This is a genomic window from Flavobacterium limicola, assembly GCF_003634755.1.
GTDB classification, from domain to species: Bacteria; Bacteroidota; Bacteroidia; order Flavobacteriales; family Flavobacteriaceae; genus Flavobacterium; species Flavobacterium limicola.
This window is the reverse complement of the sequence record NZ_RBXA01000005.1, coordinates 1-20,781: the sequence shown is the minus strand read 5'-3', so window position 1 is coordinate 20,781 and position 20,781 is coordinate 1. Positions and strand designations below refer to the sequence as shown.

Annotated in this window: 20 protein-coding genes; all 20 read left to right on the top strand. The window is 32.3% G+C overall.

Features of this window, described 5'->3' with window-relative positions; genetic code table 11:
* The first annotated feature begins 1 nt into the window (after nucleotide 1).
* The 20 genes from BC952_RS13845 to BC952_RS13745 all read left to right on the top strand — a co-directional run bounded on the left by BC952_RS13845 (nucleotide 2) and on the right by BC952_RS13745 (nucleotide 20,366).
* Nucleotides 2-880, top strand: a complete 879-nt coding sequence (locus BC952_RS13845; protein WP_121366209.1) for an NAD-dependent epimerase/dehydratase family protein — start codon at nucleotides 2-4, stop codon at nucleotides 878-880.
* Nucleotides 877-1,899: a GDP-mannose 4,6-dehydratase gene (locus BC952_RS13840; RefSeq protein ID WP_121366208.1), complete on the top strand. Its 1,023-nt coding sequence runs from the start codon at nucleotides 877-879 to the stop codon at nucleotides 1,897-1,899. The genes BC952_RS13845 and BC952_RS13840 overlap by 4 nt, the downstream gene beginning before the upstream one ends.
* Nucleotides 1,900-1,997: 98 nt before the next feature.
* Nucleotides 1,998-3,218 carry a hypothetical protein gene (locus BC952_RS13835; RefSeq protein WP_208639991.1) on the top strand — a complete coding sequence of 407 codons (1,221 nt, stop codon included), beginning with the start codon at nucleotides 1,998-2,000 and terminating at the stop codon, nucleotides 3,216-3,218.
* Nucleotides 3,208-4,677 (top strand): glycosyltransferase, encoded by a 1,470-nt coding sequence (locus BC952_RS13830; protein ID WP_121366206.1) that lies wholly within the window; start codon nucleotides 3,208-3,210, stop codon nucleotides 4,675-4,677. Before BC952_RS13835 ends, BC952_RS13830 begins: the two co-directional genes overlap by 11 nt.
* A gap of 17 nt (nucleotides 4,678-4,694) precedes the next feature.
* Nucleotides 4,695-5,690: a glycosyltransferase family 2 protein gene (locus BC952_RS13825; RefSeq protein ID WP_121366205.1), complete on the top strand. Its 996-nt coding sequence runs from the start codon at nucleotides 4,695-4,697 to the stop codon at nucleotides 5,688-5,690.
* 27 nt (nucleotides 5,691-5,717) lie between these two features.
* Nucleotides 5,718-6,536: a glycosyltransferase family protein gene (locus BC952_RS13820; protein WP_121366204.1), complete on the top strand. Its 819-nt coding sequence runs from the start codon at nucleotides 5,718-5,720 to the stop codon at nucleotides 6,534-6,536.
* Between the two features lie 3 nt (nucleotides 6,537-6,539).
* A complete protein-coding gene (locus tag BC952_RS13815; protein WP_121366203.1) occupies nucleotides 6,540-7,379 on the top strand; it encodes a glycosyltransferase family 2 protein in 840 nt (279 codons plus the stop codon).
* A gap of 111 nt (nucleotides 7,380-7,490) precedes the next feature.
* Nucleotides 7,491-8,684, top strand: a complete 1,194-nt coding sequence (locus BC952_RS13810) for a hypothetical protein (protein WP_121366202.1) — start codon at nucleotides 7,491-7,493, stop codon at nucleotides 8,682-8,684.
* 144 nt (nucleotides 8,685-8,828) lie between these two features.
* A complete protein-coding gene (locus tag BC952_RS13805; protein ID WP_121366201.1) occupies nucleotides 8,829-9,566 on the top strand; it encodes a glycosyltransferase in 738 nt (245 codons plus the stop codon).
* Between the two features lie 31 nt (nucleotides 9,567-9,597).
* Entirely contained in the window at nucleotides 9,598-10,704 is a 1,107-nt protein-coding gene (locus tag BC952_RS13800) for a glycosyltransferase (RefSeq protein ID WP_121366200.1), read from the top strand.
* Nucleotides 10,704-11,603, top strand: coding sequence for an NAD-dependent epimerase/dehydratase family protein (locus BC952_RS13795; RefSeq protein WP_121366199.1), 900 nt, complete (start codon nucleotides 10,704-10,706; stop codon nucleotides 11,601-11,603). The genes BC952_RS13800 and BC952_RS13795 overlap by 1 nt, the downstream gene beginning before the upstream one ends.
* Nucleotides 11,604-11,619: 16 nt before the next feature.
* Nucleotides 11,620-12,708, top strand: a complete 1,089-nt coding sequence (locus tag BC952_RS13790; protein WP_208639990.1) for a mannose-1-phosphate guanylyltransferase — start codon at nucleotides 11,620-11,622, stop codon at nucleotides 12,706-12,708.
* A gap of 18 nt (nucleotides 12,709-12,726) precedes the next feature.
* Entirely contained in the window at nucleotides 12,727-13,215 is a 489-nt protein-coding gene (locus BC952_RS13785; RefSeq protein WP_121366198.1) for a cupin domain-containing protein, read from the top strand.
* A 328-nt stretch (nucleotides 13,216-13,543) separates the two neighbouring features.
* Nucleotides 13,544-14,092, top strand: a complete 549-nt coding sequence (gene rfbC / locus BC952_RS13775; RefSeq protein ID WP_121366196.1) for a dTDP-4-dehydrorhamnose 3,5-epimerase — start codon at nucleotides 13,544-13,546, stop codon at nucleotides 14,090-14,092.
* 546 nt (nucleotides 14,093-14,638) lie between these two features.
* Nucleotides 14,639-15,499: a dTDP-4-dehydrorhamnose reductase gene (rfbD, locus tag BC952_RS13770; protein WP_121366195.1), complete on the top strand. Its 861-nt coding sequence runs from the start codon at nucleotides 14,639-14,641 to the stop codon at nucleotides 15,497-15,499.
* Nucleotides 15,500-16,056: 557 nt separating this feature from the next.
* The gene (rfbB, locus tag BC952_RS13765; protein WP_121366194.1) at nucleotides 16,057-17,103 is read left to right on the top strand and encodes a dTDP-glucose 4,6-dehydratase; all 1,047 of its coding nucleotides are present in this window, start codon (nucleotides 16,057-16,059) and stop codon (nucleotides 17,101-17,103) included.
* Nucleotides 17,104-17,500: 397 nt separating this feature from the next.
* Complete coding sequence (locus BC952_RS15210) at nucleotides 17,501-17,680, top strand: GxxExxY protein (protein ID WP_121366193.1); 180 nt, start codon at nucleotides 17,501-17,503, stop codon at nucleotides 17,678-17,680.
* Nucleotides 17,681-17,794: 114 nt separating this feature from the next.
* A complete protein-coding gene (gene rfbA / locus BC952_RS13755) occupies nucleotides 17,795-18,664 on the top strand; it encodes a glucose-1-phosphate thymidylyltransferase RfbA (protein ID WP_121366192.1) in 870 nt (289 codons plus the stop codon).
* A 124-nt stretch (nucleotides 18,665-18,788) separates the two neighbouring features.
* Nucleotides 18,789-19,742 (top strand): MraY family glycosyltransferase, encoded by a 954-nt coding sequence (locus BC952_RS13750; RefSeq protein WP_121366191.1) that lies wholly within the window; start codon nucleotides 18,789-18,791, stop codon nucleotides 19,740-19,742.
* Between the two features lie 48 nt (nucleotides 19,743-19,790).
* Nucleotides 19,791-20,366, top strand: a complete 576-nt coding sequence (locus BC952_RS13745) for a sugar transferase (RefSeq protein ID WP_121366190.1) — start codon at nucleotides 19,791-19,793, stop codon at nucleotides 20,364-20,366.
* The last annotated feature ends 415 nt before the right edge of the window (nucleotides 20,367-20,781 follow it).

The following is a 20,781-nucleotide window of genomic DNA, read 5'->3' as shown; positions in this document are numbered from 1 at the left end:
AATGGCCAAAATTTTATTAACTGGTGCAACGGGGTTTTTAGGAAGTCATTTATTAGATAGCTTTGTTGCGAATGGTCACGAGGTTGCAGTATTAAAAAGATCAACATCAGATACTTGGCGGATAGGCCATCTATTGCATAAAATAATTAGCTACAATATTGATCAAGTAAATTTGAAAACTATTTTTCAGGAAATTAAGCCTGATATAATTGTTCATACCGCTTGTAGTTATGGACGAAAAAATGAGAGCTTAATTGATATTGTGAATTCAAATTTAATTTTCGGCCTTGATTTATTGGAAGAATCTATAACTAGTAATGTGAATACATTTATAAACACAGACTCTCTTTTGCCTAGAAATTTAAACGATTATAGTTTGTCAAAAGCCCAGTTTACAGATTGGCTGCAAAAACGTTCTGATAAGATTCAAGTTGTTAATTTTAAAATTGAGCACATGTATGGAATCAAAGATGATACTAAAAAGTTTTTGCCTTGGCTAATAAATGAAATGATTAACGGTAATGATGACATTAACTTAACTTCTGGAATTCAAAAAAGAGATTTTATTTATATATCTGATGTTGTGGCCGCTTATAATTTAGTTATAAAGAAACGGAAAAGTCTATCTTCTTGGAACGTATTTGATATCGGTACTAATGTTTTTACTGAAGTGAAGGATTTTGTTTTACAAATAGCAGAAGAATTAGAAAGATCATATAATAGGGAAATAGTGTCAAGATTAAAGTTTGGAGCAATTCCCTATAGAAGTGGTGATATTATGTCACCACAATTAGATAATACAAAGTTAATAGCGTTAGGGTGGCAACAAAACGTGGCCATTGCTGACGGAGTTGAAAAAATTATAAAAAATTATAAATGAAGTATTTAATAACTGGAGGTTGTGGTTTTATCGGTTCAAATCTTGCTGCAGAAGTTTTACATAGAGGTGATGAATTGTATGTTTTTGACAATCTATCAAGGTTCGGAAGCTCTAAAAATTTAGAATGGCTTAAAACACAAGGAGATTTTAAGTTTTACCCATGTGATATCAGAAATAATAATGATGTTGAAACTGTAGTACAAGAAATAAAACCGGATTATATTTTTCACCTATCTGGCCAAGTAGCAATGACCACATCAATATCAAATCCTAGATTAGATTTTGAAGTAAATATATTGGGTACTTTTAACTTGCTAGAAGCAGTTAGGAAATTTTCGCCGAATTCTGTAATACTTTACTCTTCATCGAATAAAGTTTATGGAGATTTTGATAATTTGAATTTTACTGAAGAGGTTTCTAGATATTCATGTGTAGAATACCCGTTAGGATTGCCAGAAGATATTTCATTAAATTTTTCTTCTCCTTACGGCTGTTCCAAAGGTGCTGCAGATCAATATTTATTGGATTATAATCGTATTTACGGATTAAAAACTATTGTATTTAGACATTCATCAATGTATGGTAGTAATCAACACGCAACTTTTGATCAAGGTTGGGTTGGCTGGTTTTGCCAAAAAGCCTTAGAGTTTAAAGAAAACGCTGATCAAGAACCTTTTACTATATCAGGGACAGGTAAGCAAGTAAGAGATGTCCTGCATGGATCTGATGTTGTGAATCTATATTTTATGGCAAAAGATGTTAATGCTGCATATGGTCAGGCTTTTAATATTGGCGGTGGTCAGGATAATAGCCTATCATTGATTGAATTATTTCGATTACTAGAAGGAATTCTTAATGTTGATATGAAATTTGAGCAGTTGCCTTGGCGTGAAAGTGATCAAAAAGTATTTATTGCTGACAACAGTAAAGTAAGTTCAATAATTGGATGGAGTCCGTTAGTTGATAAAGAGAGTGGAATTAAAAAGATGACAGATTGGTTGCAGGGGATTAACAAATGATCTTAAATCAACATCATAAAGATTTATTGTCAACATTGATAAATCAACTTTGGAGATTAATTTCAGGTCCGCTTACAATGGTTTTAATTCCATTGTATTTGTCAAGTGTATTTCAAGGATACTGGTATTTATTTATAAGTTTGTCTGCATTAACGGTGTTTGCTGATTTAGGTTTCTCAAATATCGTAATGCAATTTTCAGCCCATGAATTTGCATTTCTTTCATTTAGCGACAAGGGATTGCTTGTAGGGGATGATTTGCATATTAAAAAAATGGGAAGTCTGCTTCGATTTATTTTAAAGAGGATAAGTCTTATTATATTGATTACTTTTCCTGTAATTTATATTGTTGGGCTTTGGTTTTTTCAGAGAGATTCTGTTATAGACGTACTTATATTACCATGGACGATCTATGCAATAGGTTCTTTGATAAATTTTTTTAATTACTCTATTTTATCTTTTATCGAAGGGATGAATAAAATACAAGTAATTGAAAACACGAAGTTAATTGTGTCAGTTGTTAATACAGTAGTTATTGCCGTAGTTTTGCTTATGGGTGGTAACATATATGCTTTGGCTATAGGTAGTTTAGTAGGAGGTTCATTAATATTTGTTCTGTTTTTAGGTAAGTTTAAATCCTTGTTAAGACAACTACTAAAAGCATCAGTTAATTACCAGTATGATTGGAACAAAGAAATATTGCCTTTATTTATACGATACGCACTTAGTTTTGCAAGTGGTTATTTTATTTTTTCGATTTATACACCATTAATGCAATATTATGCCGGACCAATAGAAAGTGGTAAAGTCGGAATTACGTTGACACTTATTATGGCAATATTTAGCCTAAGTAATATTTGGATATACACCATTACGCCACAAATGAATATTTTAGTTTCTCAAAAAAATTTTAAAGAACTGAATAGATTATTCAAAAAAAGATTGCTTTTTTCTGCAAGCACTTATTTATTTATCTTAGGGTGTTTGATTTTATTTTATTATTTCCTCAAAGATTTTTGGGTTATACCACGAATAGTTTCTAGGTTTCTTTCTTTAACTTCAATAGGGATGTTGGTTTTATGTTATTTTTTTCAGCTTTTAGTAAATTCATGGGCTACATACTTGAGAGCTTTTAAAAAAGAGCTGTATATGGTGCCCTCCATTATTTTAGCTTTTTGGGTGTTATTTTCTACCGCATTTGCCGGATATTACTTGAAGCCAGAATATTTTTTTATTGGTTTTTTATCTAGTTATTTATGGTGGTTACCACTATCCTTTTTTATTTACAAACAATTTAAGAATCGTATTAATGAACAATAACGAAGTCCTTCTTTCAATATGTATTCCAACATATAATCGTGCAAAAGCTTTAGATGGAAACTTAAAAGCTTTAAACAAGCAAGTTTCAGGTAAGAATTTGCCATTAGAATTAATGGTTTCAGATAATTGCTCTAGCGATGAAACTTCTACTGTTGTTAATAAATATATAGAAGAAGGAATGCCAATAAATTACATTAGAAATACTATTAATTTGGGTATGGACGGTAATTTTGCTCAATGTTATCGAAAAGCATCTGGAAAATATGTACTAGTTCTTGGCGATGACGATTATTTAATTGATGGAATGCTGGAAAAACTTTTAGATTATTTAAAAAACGGTGATTATGGATTGGTTCACTTAAAAACCAATTCTCAAGCTAAAATTTTAGAAGAGGAATTTACTGATTCAACATTATTTTTGCAAAATGTAAGTTATTGGGTTACTTATATCAGTTCAAATGTTGTTAATGCTAAATATATAAAAGGATATGATTTCGAGAAAAATTTCGGAACCTTTTTAACGATTGTTCCTCTTTATTTAAATGCTGCAGCATCACATGATAAAAACTTATTAATTCATGAACTTGTTTTTAACGAAGGAATCGAGTCGAATTCAAATGGAGGCTATAATTTTTTCGAGGTATTTGTTGTGAATTATTTGAAAATTTGGAAAGATTTTGTTAACTCAAAAACAATACCTAGCAAGTTGTTTTATTTGATTAAACGAGATATTTTTAAATATTTTTTAGCTACCTATATAGTGGAATTATTAATTCTAAAAAAGACCGGTAATTTTAAAGTAAAATCAGCAAAAAAAATACTTTTTTTTTCTTACGGACACTGTCTTTATGCATATTATTATTTAATTAAATTAATTACTAAACAAGTTCTAAGAAAAATTTATGTTAGTACTGTTAAAATTAAATCAAACATCTATTCTTATTATGCTAGTAGAAACATTCTTAAAATGGGAAAAAAAGCTAGTATAAAGTTTCCTTTTTATGTAGAAGGCAGCAAATCAATTATTATAGGTGATAATTTCACATGTTATAAAAGGACAAGAATTGAAGCAGTAGGTAAAATTGTTATTGATAATCCAAAAATTATTATTGGTGATAATGTTTGTATTAATTGGGATTGCCATATAGGAGCTTTGGAATTAATTAAAATTGATAGTAATGTTTTAATTGGAAGTCGAGTTCTAATAACTGATCATTCACATGGAAACAATGAAATGGCGGATTTAATGTTACCACCATCTAAACGAGTTTTGTATTCAAAGGGCCCAGTAATTATAGAAGAAAATGTATGGATAGGTGATGGTGCAGCAGTTTTGCCAAATGTAACCATTGGTAAGAATTCAATTATTGGAGCTAATACGGTTATCACCAAAGATGTTCCTCCCAATTGTATTGTAGTTGGGAATCCTGCACGCATTGTTAAAACATTTAGTATATAAGTTTTTATTTTTTAAAGATGAAAAAAATTAGCTTTTGTATATCAACTTTTAATCGATCCGAAAAGATTGTAAAACTAGTAAATGACATTCTTAAATACGAAGGCGATGATATTGAAGTCGTAGTGTCTGATAATTGTTCAACTGATAATACTGTAGTAGAATTATCAAAAATTGATGACAAGCGTTTTCGTTATATAATTAATAGTCCTAATATAGGTGCTATTCCCAATTATATGAAAGCAATTTCTGAGGGGAATGCAGAGTATGTTTTTTTTAGTACAGATAAGGACTCTATTAATCCATCAGGAATTTTCGATTTAATTAATTTTTTTGAAAATCATTCTTATGTGGTTGCCGGACTTTGTAAATTAGATGTTCATAAAAAGCAAGAGGAGATAATATTTAATAAAGGCTTAGAAGGACTATTAAATGTTGCCTATTTATCGCAACACCCAACAGGTTATTTTTTTAAGAATGATAAGTTAAAAAGTTTAGAAGTGGTTAGAAATTTTTCTAACACTGATAAAGTTGGAGTTTTTCCTTTTGAATTTATCTTAGGGGAATTATGTCTAGAAGGAAAAACAGCCGTTGTTAAATTGCCTTTATTTTATATGGAAACTATGGAAGAAGTTAAGAATATAAAATCATATTCTTATTCAGGTAGCCAAAATAATTTATATTTTACCCCTTTTAAAAGATTTGAAATATTACAAAAATATATAAGTCATGTTTCAAATTTAAATTTAACAAACAATGAAAAAAAATCAGTGATCAAATTAATTTTTCAAAATGGCCTATCCGCAGCAACATTAGGTTATAAGTTAATGATAGAAAATGATATTGTTTGTCAGCATTATGGTATTGTATCAAAAAAAATAGGGTTTTTTAAGGTTCTTAGAAATGACTTTATTTTTAGTATGAACTTTTTGTCAAAATTAAAGCAGCCACCTTTTTTTGATCGTTTTATTATATGTGTTGAAGTTCACTTGGCTTATATTATTAGAAAATTTTAGAGTTAATTTTACAAAATAAAGTATTAAATGAATTTAGCAGGTGTGGTTGTTTTGTATAACCCTAATATTTCCAAAGTTTTAGACAATATTGATTCGTATTTACACAAGCTAGATGTTCTCTATGTATTTGATAATTCTGATAATGAAATAAATTATCAAGAGACTTTAAAAGAAAAGTCAGTTAAAATACAATACTACACCTTTATGGAAAATAAAGGAATAGCTTTTGCTTTGAATTACTGTTCTCAAATTGCTTATGATTCGGGTTTTAAATGGATATTAACTATGGATCAAGATAGCTCTTTTAATGTTGCAGATGGTATAGGTAAATATGTCGATTTAGTTTCCGTACAGTTGAATAATAATATTGGTTTATTTAGTCCATATTTTTCAGGAGAATTAGCAGAGCAGCCTCAGTTTTATACCTCTGGAGCTATAATGAATTTGGAAGCATGGTCTCTAATAAAAAAATTTGATGAGAATCTTTTTATTGATGAAGTAGACGGTGATTATACATATCGCCTTAACGAATCAAAATATAATTTAATTAAAATAAATGAAATTGAACTTGTCCATGAGTTAGGAAGTCAATATTGTCGAAAAATTTTATGGAAAAAAATATGCAGCGATAATCATTCAGCTTTGCGTAAATATTATATTGCAAGAAACAGAATATATTTAATGAAGAAGCGACCAAGTATGAGATGGCTGTATTTTAACGATTCCTTGAAAAAATTTATTTTATTTATACTTATCGAAGAGAATAAAAAAAGAAAATGTTCAATGATATTGAGAGGTGTTTACGATGGCTTAACAAATCGGATGGGAAAATATTCAATTAAATAATTTATGTGTAAAATCAATATAGCTATTCTTCTAGCAACATATAATGGCGAGAATTATTTGGCTCAACAAATAGAATCAATTATTAATCAGACTAATAATGATTGGACTCTCTATATTAGAGACGATGGATCAACCGACTCAACTTTGGATTTGATATCAAGTTATATTAAACAATATTCAAATATTATTCTTCTTCAGAATTCTTCAAATAATATTGGAGCTATGAAAAGTTTCATTTGGCTCATGGAAAATGTTGAATCCGATTATTATATGTTTTGCGACCAAGATGATGTGTGGTTACCAAATAAAATAGAAGTAAGTTATTTAGAGATTAAAAAATTAGAGATTGTTAATAAAGGCTTACCTCTATTAACCTTTTCTGATCTTTTCGTTGTCGATCAGTCATTAAATATTATTTCAAGTTCGATGTGGGATTATACTAGATATAATAGAATTATGAAGCCTAACAAGTATCTGTTAGTTGGAACACTTGCAACAGGATGTACAATGCTTTTTAATAATAAAGCGAAATTGGCTGCATTAAAATATGCTGCTACAGCAATAATGCATGATTCTCTTATAGCTTTGTCAGTGTTACATTCTGGTGGGGTTGTAAAAGAAATTCCTTTTTCGCTAATCTATTATCGACAGCATGGTAATAATGTTTTGGGAGTTAAAGAATTTAATAATTCTATTAAAAATAAAATTTTTAATTTAAATAAAATTATTACTTCAAATTATGAGTATTTTAAATTTGTTAACTCAATTACAAATTTGTCATTATATAAGTTTCTGATATTAAAAATAGAAATGTTATTTAGAGTTAGATATATATCTAAATAAGACAGTATAAATTTAGTTGAGAATTATTTGACTTTATTTCAAAATAATAAACGATTGAGTCCATATTTAATTTCTAATTAGATTATTTTTTAATAATTTTTAAATTTTCATATGCTAATTTTAAAAAGGATAATTACTATTTTATTTTCTTTTTTTGTTGTAGTATTAATAGTTGATCCAGCAGATAAAATTTTTCATCTCAAAATCCCATTATTTTTATCAATAATGTTTTGTTGGATTCTATACAAGGTCAAAACAAAAATCAAATACAAGATAGATTCTATAAGGATAATTATTGCTTTGATAACTATTACTTTATTCGGTATTCTAACAGCATTTTTTCAAAATAATGATGTAGATTATTCTTTTTCTATAGGTTTTTTAAAATCAATTTGTATATTATTTGTTTTAATCGTGGTTATAGATTTGGGTTTAGAGGCGGATGTTACATTGAATAAATATTCAATTTTGATCCCAGGATTAACTATACCCTTTTATTTTGTTTCTATTTATAACCCAATAGTTTTTTCTGTAATATATGATTATGTTGTTATTGATAAGCAAGTTGGCTTATTTGCTGAAAGAAATTTTTATGGGTATAATTTGCTTAGTGTTTATTACAAAACAAGTCCTATTTTAGTATTTCCCTTGTCTTTTTTTTGTGATAAACTGATATATGGTAAAAATAAATTTGCTTCATTATTTTTGGTTATTACTTTTTTTTCAAGTTTAATAATTTCTGGAACTAGAGCAAATATTGTCTCGGCAACGATAATTTTATTGTATTATTTTTATCTTTATTTAAATAAAAAGAAAAACGCGCTTTATTCTATATTTGCAATTGCTTCTTTTTTTTTCCTGTTCATTACATTTTTATTAAGTTTGTCTTTTGGAGAAAAAGAAGCGTCTTCAGAAATTAAAGCGGGTCACTTCAATTCTTTTTTAGATAATACAGCTTCAAATCCACAATACTTAATCTGGGGTCAAGGTTTAGGAAGTAAATATTATTCACAAGGTGTTGGCGAATTCACGACACAAACAGAGCTTACTTATTTTGATTTAGTGCGTTTTTTCGGATTTCCTTTAGCCATATTATTTATGATTTGTATAGTTTATCCTTTAATTTATCTTATTATAAATAAAAAAATAACTGATAGGAATAGATATTGTATTATTGCTTTTTTGACTTATCTTTTTATTTCGGGTACTAATCCATTACTGATTAGTTCAACAGGCATGTTAATAATAGTTGTTATGTATTCATTATTAGATGAAAAATCGTCAAAAAGTAGAACTGCTCTGTAGATGAATTTTGTCAAGATTATATTTTTAATTCGGCGATTTTTATTTGTGTTGTTTTAAATTTTATTTTAATGTTCTTGATCTTTTTTCTATAAAAATTACGTTTTCTTGATGATAATATTCAACAAATTAGATTAAGCAAAAATTATGATTTCAGTTTGCATACCTACCTTTAATGGTGGAAATTATATAAAAGAACAAATAGATTCAATACTAAGTCAGCTTAGTTTTGCAGATGAGATTATTATATCGGATGATCAATCTACTGATAACACTATTGAAATAATAAATTCTTATAATGATGATAGAATTAAAATATTCCCACATATTAAAAAACAAGTGGGAGAATCACAATTCAAATTCGATTTAACAACTCGAAATATGGAAAATGCTATCAACCAAGCAGTAGGAGATTACATTTTTATGGCAGATCAAGACGATGTTTGGGAAGTTGGTAGAATTACTACCGTGTTGTCACTTCTTAAAAAATATACACTGGTGGTTACTGACTGTAAAGTTGTTAATGACAATCTAGAGGTAATCCATGAATCCTATTATTATTTGGTTAATTCTAAAGTAGGAATGATTAAAAATTTTTCTAAAAATTCCTATTTAGGTTGTTGCATGGCTTTTAAAAAAGAGATTTTAAAATTTGCTTTACCGTTTCCTTTAGAACCAGTTCCTCATGATATATGGATTGGTTTAATAGCTGAAATTTATGGGCGTGTTTATTTTTTGAACGAAAAAACAATCCTTTACCGCAGACACCAAAATAATCTTTCAGACTCAGCAGAAATAAGTACAAATAGCTTAAATTTTAAAGTAAGATATAGAATCTTACTACTTAAAGCTCTTATTAAAAGAGCTCTTGAGTCACATAAATAATTTTTTTAGTATATAGATACAATACATCAAAATGAAAATTCTACAAATAGTAAAATACTATGATCCTTGTCAAGGGGGAATGGAATCAGTAGTAAAAAATATAGTTGAGGGTGTAATTGATCACTCTAATGACATTAGTTTTACAGTTTATTCTAATAATCATAGACGAAATTTTGTAAAATCTATTGAGGAGAAAAATAGGGAAATAATTATAAAAGAAATTACACCTGCCCATTTAAAGAGCCAACCCTTAAATTTAAGATATCCATCATTAAAAAACTTAATAAAAGATAATGATGTTATCCATCATCATTATCCTTTTCCAACGATGGAATTTGCTTTGTTACGATATTTTAAACAGATGTCCAATAAAAAACTTATCATTACATGGCATGCAAATATTAAAAATTCGAGATGGAGCTGGATTGAGAAGATCTATAATCCTATGATTGAAAAACTTCTAGAAAGAGCAGATGCTATTATTGTTACCTCACCACAACTATTTGAGGCATCAGTGATACTTCAAAAATATAAATCTAAAATTCACACGATACCGCTTAGTTTTGATCCTAAATATTCTTCAGTATTATCAAAAAAATATCCTGTAGATAGATGTTTTCAATTGCTTTTTGTTGGGAAACTTAGAAAATATAAGGGAGTTGAGTATTTATTAAAAGCTATAGAAAATTTAGACATTAAATTAAAAATTGTTGGAAATGGCGAGGAACTTGAAAGCCTAAAATCATTAGTAGAAATGCTAAATATTAGAAACAAAGTTACTTTTGTTTCTAATGCATGTGATAATCAGCTAGTCGATTTTTACAAAGAAGCCGATTTGTTTGTGTTACCTTCAATTAATGAGGCCGAAGCTTTTGGGGTTGTTCAATTGGAAGCTATGGCTAATGGACTACCTGTTATAAATACCAACTTAGAATCAGGCGTTCCTTTTGTGTCTTTGCATGATTATTCAGGAATTACTGTGGAACCTAAAGATACTAAAGGGTTAAGAGGTGCAATTGAAAAGTTAATTCATAATAAAGAGTTGTACGAATTGTATTCGTCAAATGCATTAGAAAGAGTTGAAACGTTTTCACGACAAAAAATGTCGGAAGCATATGATAAAATTTATCAATCATAATGTTAAAAAAAATCGCAATAACAGGCGGCACAGGATTTGTTGGGACAAATCTCCAAAATTATTTGGAGCTTTCATGTGAGGTGCAACCCATCAGCATTCGTTATATACCCAATCAGCGATTTGATATAGAAGCGGATGCGATTATTCATCTTGCAGGAAAAGCCCACGATTTAAAAAAGGTTTCCAATCCTCAGGATTATTATGAAGCTAATTATGAATTAACCAAGCAATTGTTTGATGCTTTTTTGCGTTCAGATGCCCAAGTGTTTGTGTTTATGAGTACGGTAAAAGCTGTAGCAGATGAAGTTAAAGGAATATTGAGTGAAGACGAAATCCCAAATCCTAAAACCCATTACGGTATTGCCAAACAACAGGCGGAACAGTATATTCTGAGTCAGTTACTACCAGAAGAAAAGAGAGTGTATATTTTGCGTCCCTGTATGATTCACGGCCCTGGAAATAAAGGAAATCTAAATTTGTTGTATCAATTGGTTGCCAAAGGATTGCCCTGGCCATTGGGCGCTTTTGAAAATCAGCGTTCTTTTTTGAGTATTGAAAATCTTTGTTTTGTGATTAAAGAATTACTGGAAAATACTTCTATTCCTTCGGGAGTGTATCAATTAGCTGATAACGAACCGTTGTCTACAAACGAATTGATTCAGTTAATCGGGAGGGGTTTGGATAAAAAAAGTAGAATACTAAATTTATCACAAAGTATGATAAAATCGATGGCTAAATTTGGGAATTATTTGTATTTGCCCTTAAATTCAGAACGGTTACAAAAGCTAACAGAGAATTATATGGTAAGTAATCAAAAGATAATAAAGGCGATTGGGAAAGAATTGCCCGTTTCTACTGAGCAAGGTTTAATGATGACTTTTGAATCCTTTAAGAAATAAAAGACAAAAAAATATAATGACTGGAACTAAAAATAACAACTATGTTTTAATCATGGCAGGTGGTGTGGGAAGTCGGTTTTGGCCTAAAAGCCGCAACCACTTTCCCAAACAGTTTATTGATTTTCTGGGCATAGGCAAATCGTTATTGCAACTCACTTACGAGCGATTTGAGAAAGTTTGTCCCAAAAAAAATATTTTTATACTGAGTAATAAGCAGTATTTGGGATTGATACAGGAGCAACTAAAAGGAATAGCGGTAGATAATATTTTACTCGAACCATGTCGTAATAACACGGCTCCTTGTATTGCTTATGCTTCTTATAAAATTTTAAAGGCAAATCCTGAAGCGAATATAGTGGTGGCTCCTTCGGATCATTTGATTTTAAAAGAAACGGAGTTTTTGAATAAAATTACGCAAGCCCTTGATTATACCGCAACAAACGACGCATTGGTGACGTTGGGGATTACTCCAACACGCGCGGATACGGGTTATGGGTATATCAATTTCCAGAAAGAGGGGATTGATGGCGTTCATAAGGTGGAATGTTTCCTAGAAAAGCCTCTTCTTGAAAAAGCACAAGAATATCTCGCTAGCGCAGCGTATTTGTGGAATGCAGGAATTTTTATTTGGCGTGCTCAAAGTATTCAAAATGCTTTTAAACAACATGCAAACGAAATACATGAGTTGTTTATTCAAGGAAATGATGTCTATAATACTAACGCGGAAGTAGTATTTATTGCCGAAAACTACCCTAAAAGTCCTAACATTTCTATAGATTATGCTATTTTAGAAAAGGCAACCAATATTTATACCCTTCCTGCTGATATCGGTTGGTCTGATCTGGGTACTTGGGCTTCCTTGCATGAAGTAGCTGAGAAAGATGCTTTTAATAACTCGGTTACCGTTTCTCAAAAGCATCTAAGCAACACTACGAATTGCTTGATACAAGTGCCAAAAGGGAAAGGGGTGGTTATAGATGGACTTGAAAATTACATTATTGTTGATGATGCCAATGTATTACTAATTTATCCTAAAGAAAAGGAACAAGAAATCAAACAAGTATCGATGCAAATGAGTGAAGATTTTGGTGTTGATTTTCAGTAAAAAAGTGATAAATAATAAATGAAAACTACCATATTTAATCAAATAAATGAATCCTTACGACAAAAGGGATTTACAATAGCATCCTATGATGACCATCGTCCCTGGGGCGGTTTTTTTGTTATTGACGAAAATCAAGCACAGCAATTTGCCAACCGCTATTTTGAAGGATTAGATGTAGCATCTCTTAAGATATCCGGAAAACTGAGTCCGAAAATATTGTTAGTAGCACCTCATCAACGATTATCCTGGCAATACCATCACCGTAGGGCTGAGATATGGCGGCTAATTGATGGGGAAGCAGGTGTTATTCATAGTGAAGATGATATTCAAGGAGAACTTGAAGTATTAAAAAAAGGCGATACGATTACCTTGCAGCAAGGAGAGCGCCATCGTTTAGTAGGACTTGAAGATTGGGGAGTTGTTGCCGAAATCTGGCAACATACCGATACGGAAAATCCATCTGATGAGCATGATATTGTGCGGGTACAGGATGATTTTGGGCGATAGCAGGCTGTTATCGGTATGGGAGTGAGAAGTGTCCTTCGACTGCGCTCAGGGTGACAGAATGAATGTTGATTTTTATGATAATCCGTTACTTGAATCACTGTTTAAAATGGAACACGGATGACACGGATTTTAACTGATACACGCGGATTTAAAAATTTAGCTAGAACTGATGTTTTTATTGAGGAGCCCTTCGACTGCGCTCAGGGTGACAGAGTGGATGTTATATTATATTTTTTTTACAAAATCCCGAAGTGTTGGGAGGGACTGCGTTTTGAATATTCGCAGCCAGCGGGTTACTAACCATTATAATTCTATACTTTAAATAAAAATGACTTTAGAAATTACTACAATTCAAGATCTTGTGATTATAAACCCAGTTGTATTTCATGACGAACGGGGTTATTTTTTTGAAGCTTATAATCGAGCGAAGTTCCATGAAAATGGAATTATGTACAACTTTATCCAAGACAATCAGTCCTTCTCTACAAGAGGGGTGATTCGAGGATTGCACTTGCAAATTAATCCTTTTGCACAGGCGAAATTGGTTCGTGTACTTCAAGGAGAAATTCTTGATGTTGCCGTCGATTTACGTAAAAATTCGGAGACTTACGGCGAGCATTTTAGTGTGGTTTTGAGTGCCGAAAATAAAAAACAATTGATGGTGCCGCATGGTTTTGCCCATGGTTTTTCGGTTTTGAGTGAAACGGCATCTGTACTGTATAAAGTGGATCAATTGTATCATAAGGAAAGCGAAAGAGGGATTCGGTTTGATGATCCTACTTTAGCGATTGACTGGCAATTGCGTCCTGAAGAAGTTATTGTTTCTGAAAAGGATTTGATATTGCCTGGTTTTAATGATATCGATTGGGAGTTTTAATACTTAACCGCAAAGTTCGCAAAGAAGATTAAAAAAAGTTTAAGGTTTAAGGTTTAAAGTTGTCACTGGTGAGAATGAGAATTGGGTTTAACCGCAAAGTTCGCAAAGGAGGCGCGAAGGACTCAAAGTTGTTTGACTGGGAGTTTTAAAATTTAACCGCAAAGTTCGCAAAGAAGATTAAAAAAAGTTTAAGGTTTAAGGTTTAAAGTTGTCACTGGTGAGAATGAGAATTGGGTTTAACCGCAAAGTTCGCAAAGGAGGCGCGAAGGACTCAAAGTTGTTTGACTGGGAGTTTTAAAATTTAACCGCAAAGTTCGCAAAGAAGATTAAAAAAAGTTTAAGGTTTAAGGTTTAAAGTTGTCACTGGTGAGAATGAGAATTGGGTTTAACCGCAAAGTTCGCAAAGGAGGCGCGAAGGACTCAAAGTTGTTTGACTGGGAGTTTTAAAATTTAACCGCAAAGTTCGCAAAGAAGATTAAAAAAAGTTTAAGGTTTAAAGTTTAAAGTTGTCGGTAAGATTGATCGTTTGTTTGATAAAAAATAATTATGCAAAAAATAGTAGTAACAGGAGCCACCGGACAATTGGGTTCAGAACTGAAAGCGTTATCCGAGAATTATGCGCAATATGAATGGATTTTTGCGGATAGAACGCAAGTATCTTTGGATAATTTGGATGTCTTAAAAAAACAATTAGAAGTACTATCTCCAAATATAATTTTGAATTGTGGTGCTTATACTGCTGTAGACAAAGCTGAAACCGAACAGGAATTAGCAAACATGATTAATGATTTGGCTGTAGGTATTATTGCCCAATATGCTAAAGATCATTCCGTAAAATTAATCCATATTTCTACCGATTATGTTTTTGATGGTACCTCATCCGTTGCATTGACAGAGGAAGCTATAACCAAACCTATTAATGTTTATGGGGCAACAAAAAGAGCAGGGGAGCTAGCGTGCTTGAAATTAAATTCTGACGCTATTATCATCAGAACTTCATGGGTTTACAGTAGATTTGGAAACAATTTTGTAAAAACCATGCAACTATTGTTACAGGAGCGCGATACCATCAGTGTTGTCAATGATCAAATCGGATCTCCAACGTATGCAGCGGATTTGGCTCAGGTAATGATGGACATTGTAACGGCACAAGAGTGGATTGCAGGAATGTATCATTATTCGAATGAAGGGGAAATCAGTTGGTACGAGTTTGTTTTGGCTATCCAAGAAATTGGAGGTTTTACTTGTGAAGTAAATGGTATTCCTTCATCGGCTTATCCTACGCCTGCAAAGCGTCCTGCTTTTTCTTTATTGGATAAGGGTAAGATTAAAGAGGTGTACGGTGTTGATGTGCCGGAGTATAAGGATAGTTTGACAAGGTGTATGAAGTTGTTGAGGAGTGAATAGTGAGAAGTGAGGAGTGAATAGTGAGAGGTGAGAATTGAATAGTGAGAATAGGCTTGCAATTTTCGTTTAGCCTAAGCCGTAAAGGAAGCCGAAAATTTAGAACTTGAAGTTGTTTCGAGACTATATAGAGAATTTGAATTGTGCTATCAATAGCTTTTATTGAAAGTAAAAATTAATGGGTATTTATTTTTCTTTTGCCTTGATACAAAAGAAACAAAAGATCAAGCCTCAATAGTTTTAACCCAAAATCATCGGACGCATTTTCCTATCACAACCCCAGCCGCTCGTGTTTCACACTCGACTCGGGGGTTGCTCCCTTCGGCCACCGCTTAAATCCTTACCGTGATTTTTTTGGGATAAAACCATAAGGGCGATGTGAAGAGTATTTAAATGGACGTTTAGTGGTGTTGTGGGTATTTCGGTTAGGGTTTGCGATTTTCGTTTTGCCTAAGCCGTAAAGGAAGCCGAAAATAGGGTTTTTCTATTATTGACACTAAAGAGTAAACAAAAAATATTTAGGGAGTTTTTTGCAACTAATTAAAATATATAAAAATAAAATGAAAAAAATATTAATCACTGGTGGTGCCGGTTTTATTGGGTCCCATGTCGTACGACTTTTTGTAAAGAAGTATCCGCAGTATCACATTTTTAATTTGGATGCACTGACGTATGCGGGGAATCTGGAGAATATAGTTGATATAGAAAAGGAACCTAATTACACATTTATTAAGGGAGATATCGTTGATGCTGCTTTTATAGATAAATTGTTTGCGGAACATCAATTTGACGGGGTATTGCATTTGGCTGCTGAATCACATGTGGACCGTTCCATTACGGATCCGTTGTCTTTTGTAAAAACAAATGTGATAGGAACCATGAACCTATTGAATGCCGCTAAAACGATTTGGCAAGGCAATTATGAAGGAAAACGTTTTTACCATATTAGTACTGATGAGGTTTATGGAAGTTTAGGTGCCGAAGGATTGTTTACGGAGACTACCGCTTACGATCCGAATTCACCTTATTCGGCTTCAAAAGCGAGTTCGGATCACTTTGTTCGGGCCTATGGTGAAACCTACGGTTTGCCTTATGTCCTGACGAATTGTTCTAATAATTACGGACCTTATCATTTTCCTGAAAAACTGATTCCGTTGTTTATTAATAATATCATTCAAAACAAACCGTTACCTGTATATGGTGATGGGAAATATACCCGCGACTGGCTTTTTGTAGAAGACCATGCCGTGGCCATTGATTTGGTTTTTCATGAAGGTAAAAACCACGATACTTATAATATTGGTGGTTTTAACGAATGGCAAAATATTGATTTGGTTAAATTATTGTGTACCATAATGGATGCCAAATTGGGAAGAGCTGCTGGAACCTCTGAACAACTGATTTCCTATGTAAAAGACCGTCCAGGACATGATTTGCGTTATGCGATTGATGCAAGCAAGATTAATAAAGAGTTGGGATGGAAGCCGTCGGTTACCTTTGAGCAAGGATTGGAACGAACCGTAAATTGGTATTTGGAAAATCAAAGCTGGTTGAATAATATTACTTCAGGGGAGTATGCTAGTTATTACGAGAAACAGTATAGTTAGTGAGAAGTGAATAGTGAGAAGTGAATAGTGAGAAGTGGCTTGCAATTTTCGTTTTGCCATAGATATAAAGGGAGTCGAAAATTCAGAGTATAATATTGTTTCGAGGCTATATAGAGACTTTGAATTGTACTATTAATACCTTTTTATTGAAAGTAAAAATTATTCACGGGTTATTATTGTTTTTTTGTATTCATGAATCTTCAATTTCAAGCCTGAAAATCTAACACTGTTTTGGGTATTTACCTGACTGCCACCGGCAGTCCTCCTTTTAATTTCAAATGTTGTTTTTTGACGTTTTTAATTTAAGGGCGGTGTGAGGAGTGGTGAGATGTGAGTTTTCGGTTTTCGTTACTTCGAGTGATTTTATAAAATAGCGAGAGCGTTTTTATAAAATTGTATCGAGAAGTCTGGGGTCAAGGGATTCATAAAAAAAGCACTTAATTTCATCATAAAACTTATTTATATGCAGTTGACCAATTATTTAAAATGTACAAAAATGGAATTGGGTATGTTGATTAATTTCGGCACGCCTTCCTTACCTTATAAAAGAATGATTAATTTGAGAAACTCGAATTAATTCGTAAAATTAGTACAATTATGAAATCGCTATTAAAAATAAGTTTGCGTAAGCAAACACCAATAAATAAAAAGCGATACCATAAATGACCAATACAAAATAAAGATAGCATTTATGAAAGGAATTATATTAGCCGGAGGTTCCGGAACCCGTTTGCATCCGTTAACGCTTGCTATGAGCAAACAAATGATGCCTGTGTATGATAAGCCGATGATTTATTATCCGTTGTCTACTTTGATGATGGCTGGGATTCATGAAATATTAATTATTTCTACGCCTCATGATTTGCCTAATTTCAAAAAATTACTAGGCGATGGGTCTTCAATTGGTTGCCAATTTAGTTATGCGGAACAAGCCATTCCGAATGGTTTGGCGCAAGCTTTTGTTATTGGAGAAGAATTCATAGGAAAAGACAGTGTGGCATTGGTTTTAGGGGATAATATTTTCTTTGGGGCTAATATGCATGAATTGTTACAATCCAATACTAATCCGGAAGGCGGAGTCGTGTTTGCGTATCATGTTTCTGATCCGGAGCGTTATGGTGTGGTGGAGTTTGATGCCACATTCAAAGCGCTTTCTATTGAAGAAAAACCTTTGGTACCCAAATCTAATTATGCCGTTCCCGGTTTGTATTTTTATGATAATTCGGTGGTGGAAATTGCCAAGAATATCAAGCCTAGTGCCCGCGGTGAGTACGAAATTACCGACGTGAACAAAGTATATCTTGAAAAAGGAGCTTTGAAAGTAGGTATTCTAAGCAGAGGTACCGCTTGGTTGGACACCGGAACTTTTAACAGCTTAATGCAAGCGGGACAGTTTGTTCAGGTTATTGAAGAGCGTCAAGGATTAAAAGTAGGTTGTATCGAAGAAATTGCCTGGAGACAAGGTTTCATTAGTGAACAACAACTTAAAGAACTAGCCGAGCCTTTGAAAAAATCAGGTTACGGGGAGTATCTTTTGGGATTGCTGAAGCATAAGTTGTAAGTTAGTAGTTAGTAGTGAGAAGTGAATAGTGAGAAGTGAATAGTGAGGAGTGATCAGGGATTAGTTCTTATTTATTATTATTATTATTATTTATTTATTTAAAAGCATAGACAAAGTTTAAAACATGATATATTTTGCATTACTTATTTTATTAGTTGGTATTGAACTTATTTATTTTAAAATAGCGGATACCTACAATATCATTGATAAACCCAATAGCAGATCATCACACACTTCTATTACATTAAGAGGTGGTGGCATTATTTTTCCAATAGCCATAAGTATTGCTTTTTTACTGGGCTATGTTTCTTGGGCTGTTACGCTTGCAGTAGTATTAGTTGCGATAGTAAGTTTTATAGATGATATCAAACCGCTTTCTCAATTGCCTCGTTTTATTTCACATGTCATAGCTGTGGGTTTGATTTTTTATGAGTTGCATTTGTTTTATGAACCTTTGTGGTTGCTTCCTGTTGTGTTTGTACTCCTTATAGGTTGGGTGAACGCCTTTAATTTTATGGATGGTATCAATGGGATAACCGTTTTATATGCTTTAGCAGCCATAGCTACTTTTTCTTTTTTACCAATCAACGAAGCCAGTTTGCCATTACTGATTACTATGGGATTGTCTTGTTTGGCTTTTGGGATATTTAATGTTCGAAAAAAAGCAAAAACCTTTGCAGGAGATGTTGGGAGTATTAGCATGGCACTCTTTTTGGGCTATTTTATGATAAAGACCATTATTGATTCTGGGCAACTCGGGTATATTCTTTTCTTTTCGGTTTATGGAATTGATGCTATTATCACCATTATCAATAGATTGCTTAAAAAAGAAAATATATTTCAGCCACACCGCTCTCATTTGTACCAATATCTGGCTAATGAAATGGGCTATTCCCATATTTTAGTTGCCTTTATGTATGCAGGATTTCAATTGGGTATAAACGGACTGGTTATTTATATGGATGCCATTGGGGACTTGAGCCTGCTTTTTATCGGCGGATTTTTACTGCTACTGACCTTTATCTATTTACTTGTTCGAAATTTTGTTACTCGTAAAATGGTTCTCGGGAATTCATAATCTGTTTTTTGATTGTATTTTTATCTCGAATTAAATACTTCGAAAGGTATGACAAAACGTCTTTTTGATATTGTTTTCTCCCTCTTCACACTTCTCTTGTTTTTTTGGGTTTTGTTGATTTCATGGCTGCTTGCTGCTATCGATACTAGTACTCATGGCATCTTCACCCAAAAGCGTATTGGTCAATATGGTGTACCATTTAAAATATATAAACTGCGGACGATTCGGACTGAATCTCACACAGGTCAAAAGTATATTTCGAGAATAGGCCAGTTCCTGAGACGCTTTAAATTGGATGAGATGCCTCAGTTATTTATTGTTCTCAATGGAGAAATGAGTATTGTGGGGCCAAGACCCGATTTACCGGGTTATTATGATTTGTTAACAGGTGAAAATCGTAAAATACTAGAATTGAAGCCAGGATTAACCTGTTTAGCTTCCATAAAATATAATAAAGAGGAGTTCTTGTTGCAGAAGCAGGAGTCGCCTTTGGTTTATAATGACAGTATTATTTTCCCCGATAAAGTACGACTGAATCTCGCGTATTACTACAATCGAAGTTTTTGGGGAGATTTAGTAGTTATCTGGAATACTGTGTGGGTTGTTTTTTTTCGAAAGAAATAGACTTACGAAAAGGGTTTTGGATTTTAGGGAGTCAATAGTAGGTTTGAAATTTTCGTTTTGCACCAGTCTTAAAGGGAGTTGAAAATTTAGCGTTTGATGTTGTTTCGAGACTATATAGAGACTTTGAAGTGTGCTGCCAATGACTTTTTATTGAAAGTATAAAATTAAGGGGTACTAATTTTTTTTGTCTTGATTACTCACGAGTTAATACTTTTTTGTGGTTCATGAATCTTCGATTTGTTTTGATAAAAATAGAAACAAAAAATGTTTTACGGGTTAAATTTTTGTTTATTGGGACTATATAGTATTACTCAAGAACAATCTTTTCTTTTGCCTTGATGCAAAAGAAACAAAAGATCAAGCCTGAAAATCAAAAGCTCAAAAACTACCTCAAAGTACCGTTCCGCAGCCCGAG

Coding starts and splice junctions, on each gene's coding strand:
- BC952_RS13845 (WP_121366209.1), top strand. CDS start 2: ATGGCCAAAATTTTATTAACTGGTGCAACGGGGTTTTTAGGAAGTCAT.
- BC952_RS13840 (WP_121366208.1), top strand. CDS start 877: ATGAAGTATTTAATAACTGGAGGTTGTGGTTTTATCGGTTCAAATCTT.
- BC952_RS13830 (WP_121366206.1), top strand. CDS start 3,208: ATGAACAATAACGAAGTCCTTCTTTCAATATGTATTCCAACATATAAT.
- BC952_RS13825 (WP_121366205.1), top strand. CDS start 4,695: ATGAAAAAAATTAGCTTTTGTATATCAACTTTTAATCGATCCGAAAAG.
- BC952_RS13820 (WP_121366204.1), top strand. CDS start 5,718: ATGAATTTAGCAGGTGTGGTTGTTTTGTATAACCCTAATATTTCCAAA.
- BC952_RS13815 (WP_121366203.1), top strand. CDS start 6,540: ATGTGTAAAATCAATATAGCTATTCTTCTAGCAACATATAATGGCGAG.
- BC952_RS13810 (WP_121366202.1), top strand. CDS start 7,491: ATGCTAATTTTAAAAAGGATAATTACTATTTTATTTTCTTTTTTTGTT.
- BC952_RS13805 (WP_121366201.1), top strand. CDS start 8,829: ATGATTTCAGTTTGCATACCTACCTTTAATGGTGGAAATTATATAAAA.
- BC952_RS13800 (WP_121366200.1), top strand. CDS start 9,598: ATGAAAATTCTACAAATAGTAAAATACTATGATCCTTGTCAAGGGGGA.
- BC952_RS13795 (WP_121366199.1), top strand. CDS start 10,704: ATGTTAAAAAAAATCGCAATAACAGGCGGCACAGGATTTGTTGGGACA.
- BC952_RS13790 (WP_208639990.1), top strand. CDS start 11,620: ATGACTGGAACTAAAAATAACAACTATGTTTTAATCATGGCAGGTGGT.
- BC952_RS13785 (WP_121366198.1), top strand. CDS start 12,727: ATGAAAACTACCATATTTAATCAAATAAATGAATCCTTACGACAAAAG.
- rfbC (WP_121366196.1), top strand. CDS start 13,544: ATGACTTTAGAAATTACTACAATTCAAGATCTTGTGATTATAAACCCA.
- rfbD (WP_121366195.1), top strand. CDS start 14,639: ATGCAAAAAATAGTAGTAACAGGAGCCACCGGACAATTGGGTTCAGAA.
- rfbB (WP_121366194.1), top strand. CDS start 16,057: ATGAAAAAAATATTAATCACTGGTGGTGCCGGTTTTATTGGGTCCCAT.
- rfbA (WP_121366192.1), top strand. CDS start 17,795: ATGAAAGGAATTATATTAGCCGGAGGTTCCGGAACCCGTTTGCATCCG.
- BC952_RS13750 (WP_121366191.1), top strand. CDS start 18,789: ATGATATATTTTGCATTACTTATTTTATTAGTTGGTATTGAACTTATT.
- BC952_RS13745 (WP_121366190.1), top strand. CDS start 19,791: ATGACAAAACGTCTTTTTGATATTGTTTTCTCCCTCTTCACACTTCTC.